Consider the following 13407-nt stretch of genomic DNA (forward strand, 5'->3'; position numbering starts at 1 on the left):
TTAAGTAAAAAAGCCCAAGCCAAAGACTCAGGGTTTTAAATAAACAATTATCATTTAGTAATAGTTTTATGCTTGTATTACATTCTTAAACGTCGGGTGATTTTCTGTAATACTGCCCATTCCTTTTTTATTCACTTTAAAAGTAACATCTTTAGTTGTGGTAAATAATAGCACAGATAAAAAATGAGTTTTTAAATGCGATTTTATAATAGGTAAGGCTTCTTCTAAGGTGAGCTCCTCTTCTATATCTTCGGTTTCCCTGAGTCTAAAACTATATTTAAGCATTACCGTAAAGCCATCTTCGGCATAGATTGGTCTTAAAAATATATTTTTTAATTCGGGTTTACCTATGGTTTTTGCCATCGTTAGTTTTGCAAACGTGCCAGCAGCAATACTTGCTTTAACTTGCTCCCAGAACTCCATAAAAACATCTTGATAGGTCATACGCTTAAAATAAATAGGGCTAATATTACTAAATTTTGAGTTAAGCGCTTTACTAAAACTATTTTTTATGATGTTGTTAAAAAAATACGTCTCATGATTTAAACCAAGGTTTTTGTTTACTTATGTTGAATAAAAATATAATGCCTGTTTATAACCCTTACAGATTTATTGTTTTATGATTTTGTAAACCTTAAAGACATTAGTCCTCTCATCTACTAACCTTATAAAATAAAGTCCTTGTGGCAAGGTTGACACATTTATGACTTCTGTTTCTGTCGTTGGGTTGATGGTTTTACGAACCCTTCCTAAAATATCTACTATTTTAATCTGATTTAGATTTAAATTACCTTTAATTATTAATTCATTTATAACCGGATTTGGAAACACTTGAATTACAGCGGTATTAACATCATCGATACTCAACGCGACTGAAGGATCAAAGAAACCGAAATCGACAGAGTTGTTACCTGCAGGATCATAATTAAAATTACAATCAAAAGGGTCTCCGTCGTTTAAAGGTTCACCATCTGTAGTTAACGTTAGAATGCCAGACATAATATCTGTAAAGGGCTCTCCAAAACCATTATTATCACCATCAACATCGTTATTAGCGTTTGCAACAAAACCATTTGTTGATACAAAACCATGTAAAGGTTCGCCAAGTTCCCAATTATCGACACTCCAAACAAAAAGGAGATAATTACCAGGTGTTAAACCTGAAAACTGATAATAACCGTCGCTATCTGTAACTTCCACTCCGCTAAATACATCCGGATTTCCATCACCATCAGGATCACTCCATAATACAACGGACACACCTGCAATACCAGGTTCGTCAGGATCGTTAATGCCATCTCTATTGAGATCATTCCAAACACGGTTTCCAATAGACACCACTCCTGGAATAACTAAATTTTCTCCACAGTCTTGATAACAAAAAGCCATTTCATTAATAGATTTAATCATCTCATCTCCCATTGATTTTCCAATATTTAAGAAGGTGAGCGCATTATTATTAAAATGAAATATACCATCGTACGGAGACACTGAAGTATCGCGATAAAATGGTTTAGTATCTACAAAACCTACATGACCACCATAGGTGTCATCATCACAGCCCACACTTTCTTGGGCTACAGAAATTACATTTTGAATACCTTGCACCCAAGGATCATTACTAAGCGTATAACCTCCATGCCCAGAACTTGCAATAACAAATGGAAGTTCGGCAACTCCAAGATCATTTCTCACATCATTGACGAGGTGATTTAAATTACTTTCATATTCATTTAAAAATCCTGTATTATCACCATCATTCCAACCTTGAAACCATGCAAAACCAGATAATTCGAAATCTGTTATGCCAATAGCTGGAAACTCTGTACTTAAATTTTGAGTCACATCTTGCACAATTTGAATCATTTGATTGTAGAATGCTCCTGTTGTTCCACCAGCGGAAGGCGGACGAAAATCTTCTGCCAAAGTCGTGCCTCCCCAAGCTGTTTTAATAATTACGATAGGATCATCGTAAAATTTGTCGAGTTGGTGTGCAAACATTAATTCGGGACCAAAAGCATTAGAATTTGCGCCTTGACCAACCGTAACGCTTTCTTTAATGGTGCCTTCATCGCCTTCATAATATAAATAGACATTGTTTAAGGTATTCCAGTTGTCAGCTAATCCAACGTCCGACCAATCACCATTTACGTCATTTTGAATGACATCAATTAAATCTCCTGGATCATTTTCTGGATCAACAACCGCTCCTTGTCCTTGCATATTTGACTGTCCAGCTAAAATAAAAACCCTCACTTTAGGCGGTGTTTGCTGCTGTCGCGTTACAATTGGCACATACCCAATCTCTAAACCAGCAGGTGGATCAATAATGATTTTAGGGTCTAGAGTTGCTAAGTTTCCGACAGTTGGTGGCGCCAAATAGTCGTCTGTATGGCTCCAATTAGAATGAATTAACTCTACTCTAGCTTGCATAGCCGCACGCATAGGTTCAGGAAGATTAGCATGAATAACAGCAGGCTGATCTATAAACCGATACCAATAATAGGTTACTGCAGTGCCATCGCCTAAATCTGCTGTAAAAGGACCTGCCGTTGGACCAGGACTTTGCCACGGACCACTTGGGTCTTGAAATAGACAATCTGGTTCCATTGGTGTGAGGTACGGGATTTCACTTCTTGGAGTGGTTGGTACATTGGTGGTTAATAGATTGGTTGAAGTTGGCACTGCTGCTTCATCAATTGGACGCCATTTGTTGTCTGTATCTAACCTAAAATATTCTGGTAAAGTAAAAATGCCATTACTTTTTTCAACGATATTGAGATCAAACTCAAAGCCCATGACATCATTAGACTGTTGTACGTTTTCTATATAAGTTAAATCAATTTCATGATTTAAATCATCTGGTGCAACTTGCGAAATTTCACCAATCATTGCACCACCATTATCAACAAAATCGAGATTTAAGATACCTGTTGAATTAATTCCTGGTTGCACGGCTGCACCACCACTAAACCAAGCATTCATATCATTCCATAAAGCATTTTGAGAATATGCCGTTACTCGATTAATAACAAAAGAATTATTACTTCCGCTTTCAGGAAACTGTATTCTTTCAATTTTAGCGAAATGATTACCACTAGCATCTGTAGAAATTATTGCAGGAAAATCGGCTTGCTCAACACCCAAACCCACGTTTGGATCTGAAGGTCTGGTATCAAAATACAAGCCTTCTAGCGATGGATTTTGCAATACGGGTTTTGTCCAGAATGTCGGTAAGAAAAAATTTATTGGTCCTTTAAAATTAGTAGCGTTCATAAATAAGGTCCAACATTGATTGCCTGTTGCTATAGTTACTCCAGCGGTTTCAGTCATCGGATCGGTAATTGGTAAAGGAGTGTAGCCGTAACCTAATAATTCACCGCTTAATCCTTGTGCCATATTTAAACCATCTGGAGCCCACAATAATCGGTTTGATAATTGCGCCACACCATATTTTCCTCCTGGTGTGCTCCAATCGCGTTGTCCGTTGGGTAACATGTCACTTTGCCCTGCTCCTGTTCCGTTTGCCCAAGCAAAGAAATTATGAGAGACACCACCCATTATAAATTTTGGCGTTTCTGTAGCAAATCTAGTATCGCCCCACCAACCTAATCCACCTTCTATTGTAGTATAGAAATCTGATGGTTCTGTACCTGTTCGTTGTGTGGTTAGCCAAGAACTTCCAAGCCCTGTTTGAAAATTAGATGCGCCTGGATAGTTTTTAAATATTGGCCAAGCTGCACTGTACATTGTAAAACCTGATCCAAAACTCGTGTCTGTAACGTTTTCTGTATTTATCCATGCAAAGCCTGTTCGTCTTGCTTCAACGATTTGCGCATCTACCGTGTAAAATAAGGTTGCAAAAACTAGAGTAGACGCTCTGACACGTAACGTTAGACCTAAAAAGAAGTCTCCAATAAAATTATTACGAATAGGATTTTTAGATAAACTAGTGTGATTTTTGTAATTCATAATAATTGTATTTACAGCGATTACAGGTAAGTTTAAATTTAAAAATAAGATTAAAGTTTCTTTCCCTTTATATATACAACACTTATAAAGTAAAATACCCTCAAAATTAAAGAGGTTTTTTTAGATAATATGAAGCTTTACCTACTAAAGCACATTATTTAAGACGTTTACAGGTAGGATAACCACCAACAGATAGTACATTTAGCTCTCTATTTTACAACAGAAATTTTAAGTATTTTGTTAACTTTATAAGCAAAAGAGAACCTCTAAAATTATTTTTGCTAGCGAACCTATTTAAGGGAAGGTTAGGGAATAAAAATTACATAAAAAACACCATCGTTTATTCCAATATCAAATACAATAGTTATCATTAAAACTATTAAACTATTTTCGCTTAATATTCATTTACGAACGTTCTAAAAGCTTCTTAGATACTTTATAAGTGGCACCATAAACAAGGCCGTCTTGGCGTTTCTTAAAATCGAAAAATGCTTTGGTGTACCATTTGGCATCTGTCGCTTTCTTTTTGTAAGCCTCATGGCTAGCCACATCAAACGACTCACCTTCTGCGTAGGCATTCATAGTATATAAACCAATACCAAGGTGTTGTGTACGTTTTAAAACGGTTTCAAAATCTGTTTCAGAAAAACAATGTGTTATTTCGGTATCAAAGCCGTCATTTAAATTTTCTAAATTGTTGAATACATGTAGTTCTAAAAATTCAGCTTGTGTCATAGTTTGATCTAATTATTCTAAGTGTAAAAAAAAATCCTAAGCCAAAGACTAAGGATTTTTATTTATTAATTCTTAGTTATAAATTGTCTAGTGTCCTTCTGGATGCATAAAACGTTGTTTACCTAATAATTCTTCTTCCGTTTCTACCACATTATCATCTGGTACGCAGCAGTCTACAGGGCAAACTGCAGCACATTGTGGTTCTTCATGGAAGCCCATACATTCTGTACATTTGTCTGGAGAGATGTAGTAAACTTCGTCACTTATAGGTTCTTGTGTTTCGTCTGAATCAACTTCCTTTCCGTTTGGAAGTACCACTTTTCCTTTTAAGCTTGTACCATCAGAATAGCGCCAATCATCAGCACCTTCGTAAATAGCAGTATTTGGACATTCTGGCTCACAAGCTCCACAATTAATACATTCGTCTGTGATGATAATTGCCATAGTTATATATTCTTTTTCTTTTGTAATCTGTTTGTTTATAATTTTCTAAAGGTCAGATTGAATTTTCAAAATTTAATTCATTATAAACACAAACCTTTTGTTGCTCATTTCGTTTATGTAAATTTGCACGTGCAAAAATAAAGCCAAAACATCGCATAACCAAACTCTTTATGGATTTACAACAAAGAATTAACGCTTTCGAAAAATTAGGGCGATTCTTAGGTCAATTTCAACAAAATGGAATCGTTAAAAACGAGACGATTGAAGCAAATGATTTATTTTTTGATGGCTTTAAGCACCAACTGAAATTAGCCCAAGAATACAATGGCTGGTTTACAAATGAAAACGTAATTTTTAGTTTAGAGAATTGGTCTAAAGCACTGACTCATAAAAACATGACCCAATGGTTAGGCAAGTATCGCTTTAATACTAAAAATCCGCAAACGGTTGCTATTATTATGGCAGGAAATATTCCGTTGGTTGGCTTTCATGATTTTTTGTGCGTGCTTATGTCTGGACATAAGGTATTGGTAAAACAATCGTCTAACGATAAACACTTGTTACCCTTTTTAGCCAAATATTTGGAAGTTGTTGAACCTGATTTTAAAGGCAAAATTGCATTTACCGAGGAAAAGCTCGACCATTTTGATGCGGTTATTGCCACAGGAAGCGATAATACAGCGCGTTATTTTGAGTACTACTTTAAAAATAAACCGTCTATTATAAGAAAGAACCGGAATTCGGTTGCCATTTTAACTGGTAATGAAACCAAAGACCAACTCGAAGCCTTATCTGATGATATCTTTAGATATTACGGTTTAGGCTGCCGCAATGTGTCTAAATTCTTTGTGCCTAAAGCTTATAATTTCGATAATTTCTTTGGTGCCATGTACAAATGGCATCCTATTATCAATCAATCGAAATACGCTAATAACTACGATTATAACAAGGCGGTGTATTTAATGAGCGAATTTGATATGCTGGAAAATGGTTTTCTAATGATAAAAGAAGATGAAAGCTACGCCTCGCCTATTGCCACTTTGTTTTATGAGTCTTACGACAGTACTGAAAACTTGCAGAAAAAAATAGCGACTGATGCTCAGCGTATTCAATGTGTCGTGGCAGATGGATTTACAGCGCGTGAAATTCCATTCGGACAGACTCAAAATCCGAATCTTTGGGATTATGCAGACGACGTCGATACTATTGAGTTTTTGTTAGAAATTTGAAGAAAATTTTATGGAATTCACAATTAATTATACGTTATAAATTAGCACCTTTGTAATGCTTAAAAATTGACATAAATTTTCGATAAATCGTAAATAAAAATAATAATTCGGGATTAGTTTAAAAGATCCTGAACTAAATTCAGGATGAAATGAAAAAACATAATTTTAGTGCAGGCCCTTGTATCTTACCTAAATCAGTAATGGAACAAGCTGCTGCTGCAGTTTTAGACTTTGATGATGGCTTATCGCTTTTAGAAATTTCGCATCGTAGCAAACCTTTTGTGGATGTAATGGAAAACGCAAGATCTTTAGCATTAGAATTGTTAGGTCTTGAAGGTAAAGGTTACAAAGCTTTGTTTCTACAAGGTGGTGCAAGTACGCAGTTCTTAATGGTTGCTTTAAATTTACTAGAAAAAAGAGCAGGTTATTTAAACACAGGAACTTGGTCTGACAAAGCGATTAAAGAAGCTAGAATTTATGACGATGTTTACGAAGTAGGCTCTTCTAAAGCGGCAAACTTCAATTACATTCCTAAAGGTTATGATATTCCTGAGGATTACGATTATTTTCACTGCACTTCTAACAATACCATTTTTGGAACACAGATGAAAAGTTTTCCAAACTCACCAGTACCAATGGTCTGTGACATGAGTAGTGATATTTTTTCACGTCAGTTAGATTTTTCAAAATTCGATTTAATTTATGCTGGTGCTCAAAAAAATATGGGTCCTGCAGGCACAACATTGGTCGTTGTAAAAGAGGATATCTTAGGAAAAGTATCGCGTAAAATTCCGTCAATGATGGATTATAAAGTACATATCAGTAAAGGCAGTATGTTTAATACACCTCCTGTATTTCCTGTTTATGTGTGCATGTTAACCTTGCAGTGGTTAAAAGATTTAGGTGGTATTGCAGCCATTGAGAAGGAAAACCAAAAGAAAGCGGATTTTATTTATTCTGAAATTGATTTGAATCCTTTATTTAAAGGCTACTCAGTAAAAGAAGACCGTTCTACTATGAATGCGACCTTTACTTTAGAAAATGAAAACCTAAAGGAAACTTTTGAAGCCATGGTAAAAGAAGCTGGCATCAATGGTTTAAATGGCCATAGAAGTGTTGGTGGTTATAGAGCATCTATGTATAATGCCTTGTCCCTAGATAGCGTAAAAGCGTTAGTGGAAATAATGAGTGACTTAGAGAGTAAGGCTTAATATAGTAAGCAGTTTTCAGTCACAGTATACAGTTGCTCACTTAAAAGCAATGAATAAATATTAAAAAATAAGTTACTATTCGATGTTACTCAACTTTGAATTTTCAACTTTAAATTTTGAATCGAAATATGAAAGTATTAGCAAACGACGGAGTATCACAAAGCGGAATTAACGCCTTAGAAGCTGCTGGTTACGAAGTGATCACAACAACAGTTGCTCAAGAGCAATTAGAAAACTACATTAATAAAAACGAGATTGCAGTTTTATTGGTAAGAAGTGCAACAACCGTAAGAAAAAATTTAATTGACAACTGCCCTAGCCTAAAGATTATTGGTCGTGGTGGTGTTGGTATGGATAATATTGATGTGGTTTATGCACGCGAAAAAGGCTTACATGTCATTAATACTCCTGCGGCTTCATCACAATCTGTAGCAGAATTAGTGTTTGGTCATTTCTATGGCTTAGCGCGTTTTTTGCATAACTCAAATCGTGATATGCCTTTAGAAGGTGATTCTAAATTTAAAAATTTAAAGAAAGCCTACGCAAAAGGCATAGAACTCAAAGGTAAAACCTTAGGTGTCTTTGGTTTTGGACGTATTGGACAAGCGACAGCAAAAGTAGCGATTGGTGCAGGAATGAAAGTGGTTGCCTTCGACCCTTTTTTAGAAAAAGCAAATTTAGAACTCGATTTCTTTGATGGCCAAAACGTAAATTTTGAAATTACTACCATTTCAAAGGAAGAGGTTTTGAAGCAAGCCGATTTTTTAACATTACATGTCCCTGCTCAAAAAGAGTATGTTATTGATGAAAAAGAATTCGCACAAATGAAAGATGGAGTCATCATTGCCAATGTAGCACGTGGTGGTGTGGTAAATGAAATCGCTTTGGTAAAAGCTATTGAAAGCGGAAAAGTTGCAGGTGCAGCATTAGATGTTTTTGAGAAAGAACCACAACCCGAAATTCAATTACTTATGAATCCTGCCTTATCCTTAACACCGCATACTGGTGGAGCTACCAAGGAAGCACAAGACAGAATTGGTACGGAATTAGCCGAACAAATTATTAGCATTTTAGGGTAAAACCGAAAAATGTGACCAAATCAAATAAAGTGAGTCCTACTAACGTGGGACTTTTTTTTGTACCTTTCAATAAGATAATAACATATACATTATTATTGAGAATTTATTAACCATAATTACACATAACAAAATGGCAGGAATTTTAGATTTATTAAACAGTGACTTAGGAAAAAGCATCATTAGTGGTGTATCGGGTTCTACAGGAACAGATCAAGGAAAAACAAGTAGCGTACTAACAATGGCGTTACCTGTGCTTATGAAAGCAATGGAACGTAACGCATCTACTCCAGAAGGAGCACAAGGGCTGATGGGAGCTTTAAGTAGCAAGCATGACGGAAGTATTTTAGATAACCTTAGTGGTTTATTTGGTGGCGGAGTTGATGATAGTGTTAAAAATGAAGGATCAAAAATTCTTGGACATGTATTAGGTAGCAAACAACAAGGTGTAGAACAAGTTATTAGTCAAAAAGCAGGATTAGATGCTGGTTCTGTGGGTAATATTCTTAAAGTTGCTGCTCCAATTTTAATGGGTGTTTTAGGAAAACAAGCTAGCCAGAACAACGTAAGCTCACAAAGTGATATCAGTGGTCTTTTAGGAGGTTTACTTGGTGGTAACGAAACCGCAAACGAACAAAGTTTCTTGGAAAAAATATTAGATGCAGATGGTGACGGTAGCGTTATTGATGATGTTGCTGGTATGCTTTTAGGAGGTAGCAGTAATAAAAGTAGCGGAGGCCTTGGTGGTCTTTTAGGAGGTTTATTCGGGAAATAAAAATACGCTCGTTTCATATAACAAAAGCAGTTCTTTAATTAGAGCTGCTTTTTTCATTTTAACGCGTCCTCACTTTAAAAATAAACGCGTTTACCCGTCAATACATATACTTTACATATTTGTGCTTTTATACTTCGGCTTTCTCACGTTGCTTTGTATGATGAAAACAACATTAAAACCACAATTTTTAATACCTTTATGCCTTATGAAAAAGATGCTACCTTTTATTATTATCCTTATTTTAATTGCAAGTTGTAAATCTTACAATACCACACAAACCATAAATAATGAAAATGAATACAGCCTTGTAGAAAGTGATACAGTGTCTATAAGCAGTGACGAAACCGACTACGAAATCATTATTATAGAGCCTGGTTTTAATGCTTGGCTTTTGGGTACAGCAAGACCCGAAGGTTATTACTCTCAAGATTGGTTAGAATCTCGAAATGCCATTTTAGTACAAGAATGGAACATCCGAAATATGCAACCTATGCAGTTCAATCCTGATCTTTATCAATTGCGAATAGATTATGATACACGTACCGATTACGGCTATGAAGTTAATTACAAACTTTACAACTACTTTGTGTATTTTCAATTAACGTACAAGCAGCGACTGGGACCTTTTCTACCGAGAATTTAGTTTAAGAATACGCTTAAATTCATTACTTTCGCAGCACGGTAAATACGCTATGGAAAAATTTAAAAAACATTGGGAAATACAACACAATTGGCAGTTATTGTTTCCCTTTTTTGGTATGCTTATTTTAGGCTATTCAGCGTTTAAAATTTCCAATGCCGTGTTTAAAGACTACAGTAGCGTTCTCATTATTATCGTAACGCTAATTCTGTTTTTCGTCTTGTTAAAATTTATCTTATTCATATTTAAAAAATTAGAAAAAAAATGGATTCTCGATTATAAATGGGAAATGATCCGCGTATTTATGGTGTTTGCCATTACAGGTTCATCCTCTTTAGTCGTTGGCAGACCTGTGATAAAATTATTAGGAATTACTAAAGAAAACTTAAACCCACTACTCTACTGGATTTTATTTATTATCATTGGGCTCATTTTCTATCAGATCCTTTTAGTGAGCTTTGGATGGCTGTTTGGGCAGTTCAAATTTTTCTGGGAATTTGAAAAGAAAATGCTTAGACGATTTGGACTTAAACGCTTTTTAGATTGAACATTAAACCTTTGATAGCAACCTTGTTTAGAGCGCTGGCTTTTACGCTAGCCCTAACGGTGTTGTTACCATCTGTTCTAAAATTAAGTCACACGTTTAATCACCATGAACATGAGGTTTGTGACAGTGATAACCAGCATGACACCCATTTTCACGAATTAGATTTAGAGTGTGAGTTTTATAAATTCAAACTCACAAAAACGCATTTTTTTGAACTTGTTAAGTCTGAGACACTTACTCCCAAAACCCCTTCAAAATTAGCGTCATCGTATTATATTTCTTTCAATAATCATCAGCAATTAACACGTTTTCTTCGTGGCCCACCTCAGTTAATGTCATAGTCCGCCTATACCACACATTAACGAAACACTATTAATGAAACATTTACTAGTTGCTTTGGCGTTATCCATTTTTGGATGTAGCCATAGCCAAGACTGCGCATATACTTTTTTAGGTGAACTTACAGACTTTCATGATGGCACGCCTATTACGTCAGCGACGATATTTATAACAGAACAAAATAAATATTTGGTTTCTGATTTAGACGGAAAATTCAAAATTGAAAACCTCTGTAAAGGGATACTTACCTTAACCATTTCGCATGTGGGTTGTGAAACTAAAACCGTGCGTTTTGATCTTTTGGGTGATACATTTAAATCCATTCTAATAGAACATCATTTGGAAGAATTAAATGAAGTTGCGCTCTTAGGTAATGTTTCAAAAAACGAAACACAAACTAGCCAAGAAACGGTATTAAAAGCAAAGACTTTAAAAAAATACAGTGCCTTGAGTCTTGGAGATGCTCTAAAAGAAGTTGCTGGAGTGAGTTCTATTAATACAGGTAGTACGATTGTAAAACCCATGATTAATGGCCTACTAGGCAGCAGATTGTTGATTTTAACTAATAATGTAAGACTGCAAGACCAAGAATGGGGTATTGAGCATGCACCAAATATCGACATTAATTCTGCTGAAGAAATTTCAGTAATTAAAGGTTCTGGTGCCTTAGCTTTTGGTGGTGATGCCATTGGTGGTGTTATTGTGGTGAATCCGAGTAGAATTATTAGAGTAGATACACTTTACGGAAAAACGAGTATCGGCGGACAAACCAATGGCAGAGGCTACAATGTGTCTTCTGTGTTGAATAAAAACTACAGTTCAGGTTGGTTTGCACAACTGCAAGGCTCTTATAAACGCAATGGTGATTTTGAAGCACCAGATTACAATCTTACCAATACAGGTTTAGTATCTAATGCGTTATCTGCACGATTTGGTAAACGAAATTTTGAATCGGGTTTTGAAGTCTATTATAGTTACTTAAATAACGAAATTGGCATTTTAGGTGCGTCGCACATTGGCAGTATTTTTAACCTTAATGAGGCCATAAATTCTGGACAACCGTTGCTTATTAGAGATTTTAGCTATGATATCAATCCACCAAAGCAAGACGTTACACATCATTTGGCCAAGGCGAGTTATTACAAACGTTTCAAAAACTTTGGTAAGGTGAGCGTACAATACGATTATCAGAATAACCAACGCTTAGAGTTTGACAGAAGAATTGGCGATAGACGTAATATTCCTGCGGTGGATTTAACACTTCAAACACATTCGGTTTTAGCCGATGTTAATTTAGATACCAATCTCGATAGAAAGGTCAATTTTGGACTAATGAGCCGTTATCAAAATAATTTTGCAAGTCCTGATACTGGTGTGCGACGTTTAATACCTGATTATAATAAGTACGACTTTGGAACGTATATAACTTCGGAATGGAGGTTGAATGACAGATTATTGGTAGATGCAGGCATACGCTATGATTTTAACAGAATCGACGCGAAAAAGTTTTATTTAAATTCTCGTTGGGAAGAACGTGGTTATGATGCAGACTTTTCTGATATTATTCTTGAAGAATTAGGAACGCAATTATTAACAAACCCTGTATTTGATTATCACAACATTTCCGCTGCTGCTGGTTTAAAATACCAATTTAATAACCACAGTTCTATTCTTGGTAATTATTCATTATCTACCAGACCACCAAATGTTTCAGAATTGTTTAGTGATGGCCTACACCACTCTGCTGCTCGTTTTGAAATTGGAGATTTAAGGTTTAATCAAGAGGTGTCAAATAGAGTGTCTGCGACCTATGTTTATAGTACATCTCAACTCAGTTTTACAACGGAACTGTTCTATAATAACATTAGAGATTTCATTTACTTAAGACCTTTAGGTTTTATACTTACCAACAGAGGCCCTTTTCCAATATGGGAATACAAACAAACGGACGCTCAAATGTTTGGTATTGACCTTACCATGACTTATAATTTGAGTGATGCGTTTCAGTGGCAAAATAAAACCGCGTTTATTAAAGGTTATGATTTAAATACTGATTTACCACTCATTGATATCCCAGCATTTAATACCATAAACCAAATTGCGTATAAGAATGAAAAATGGAACGGTTTTATGGCAAGTTTGAAATCGGAATGGGTGTTTGAACAAAACGAATTTCCAGATTTTAATTTTGAAGTCGAAGACCAACTTACAGAAGAAAGGATTCCGATAGATATCAGTTCACCTCCACCAGCTTATCATCTATTGCACTTTTTTAGTGAAGCTACCTTTGCTTTAAGCGAAAACACAAGCTTAAATGTAGCCTTCGCTGTTAACAACATTTTTAATACTTTGTATAGAAATTATTTAAATCGTCTACGTTTTTTTGCTGATGACTTAGGACGAAATATAACCTTACAAGTACAACTCAATTATTAAAAT

At 35.4% G+C, this 13407-nt stretch carries 11 protein-coding genes; 7 read left to right on the top strand and 4 right to left on the bottom strand.

Going from position 1 to position 13407, the window contains the following annotated elements:
- Positions 1-66: 66 nt before the first annotated feature.
- The 4 genes from AB8B52_RS09130 to AB8B52_RS09145 form a co-directional block, all read right to left on the bottom strand.
- Entirely contained in the window at positions 67-444 is a 378-nt protein-coding gene (locus AB8B52_RS09130; RefSeq protein WP_406027336.1) for a hypothetical protein, read from the bottom strand.
- A 165-nt stretch (positions 445-609) separates the two neighbouring features.
- A complete protein-coding gene (locus tag AB8B52_RS09135) occupies positions 610-3972 on the bottom strand; it encodes a sialate O-acetylesterase (protein ID WP_406027338.1) in 3363 nt (1120 codons plus the stop codon).
- Between the two features lie 405 nt (positions 3973-4377).
- Positions 4378-4707, bottom strand: coding sequence for a hypothetical protein (locus AB8B52_RS09140; protein ID WP_406027340.1), 330 nt, complete (start codon positions 4705-4707; stop codon positions 4378-4380).
- Positions 4708-4794: 87 nt separating this feature from the next.
- Positions 4795-5151 carry a 4Fe-4S dicluster domain-containing protein gene (locus tag AB8B52_RS09145; protein WP_406027342.1) on the bottom strand — a complete coding sequence of 119 codons (357 nt, stop codon included), beginning with the start codon at positions 5149-5151 and terminating at the stop codon, positions 4795-4797.
- A 170-nt stretch (positions 5152-5321) separates the two neighbouring features.
- Here AB8B52_RS09145 and AB8B52_RS09150 point away from each other — a divergent pair, with 170 nt between their 5' ends.
- The 7 genes from AB8B52_RS09150 (at position 5322) to AB8B52_RS09180 (ending at position 13404) form a co-directional block, all read left to right on the top strand.
- Positions 5322-6380, top strand: coding sequence for an acyl-CoA reductase (locus AB8B52_RS09150; RefSeq protein ID WP_406027344.1), 1059 nt, complete (start codon positions 5322-5324; stop codon positions 6378-6380).
- Between the two features lie 149 nt (positions 6381-6529).
- Complete coding sequence (gene serC / locus AB8B52_RS09155; protein ID WP_406027346.1) at positions 6530-7591, top strand: 3-phosphoserine/phosphohydroxythreonine transaminase; 1062 nt, start codon at positions 6530-6532, stop codon at positions 7589-7591.
- 128 nt (positions 7592-7719) lie between these two features.
- Positions 7720-8670, top strand: a complete 951-nt coding sequence (locus AB8B52_RS09160) for a D-2-hydroxyacid dehydrogenase (protein ID WP_406027348.1) — start codon at positions 7720-7722, stop codon at positions 8668-8670.
- Between the two features lie 130 nt (positions 8671-8800).
- Complete coding sequence (locus AB8B52_RS09165) at positions 8801-9442, top strand: DUF937 domain-containing protein (protein ID WP_406027350.1); 642 nt, start codon at positions 8801-8803, stop codon at positions 9440-9442.
- A gap of 205 nt (positions 9443-9647) precedes the next feature.
- Positions 9648-10085, top strand: coding sequence for a DUF6146 family protein (locus tag AB8B52_RS09170; RefSeq protein WP_406027352.1), 438 nt, complete (start codon positions 9648-9650; stop codon positions 10083-10085).
- A gap of 49 nt (positions 10086-10134) precedes the next feature.
- Positions 10135-10629: a DUF6787 family protein gene (locus AB8B52_RS09175; RefSeq protein ID WP_406027354.1), complete on the top strand. Its 495-nt coding sequence runs from the start codon at positions 10135-10137 to the stop codon at positions 10627-10629.
- Between the two features lie 375 nt (positions 10630-11004).
- On the top strand, positions 11005-13404 hold the full coding sequence (locus tag AB8B52_RS09180) for a TonB-dependent receptor (RefSeq protein WP_406027356.1): 2400 nt from the start codon (positions 11005-11007) through the stop codon (positions 13402-13404).
- Positions 13405-13407 lie beyond the last annotated feature (3 nt).

Source organism: Winogradskyella sp. (genome assembly GCF_045105575.1).
Classification (GTDB): domain Bacteria; phylum Bacteroidota; class Bacteroidia; order Flavobacteriales; family Flavobacteriaceae; genus Winogradskyella.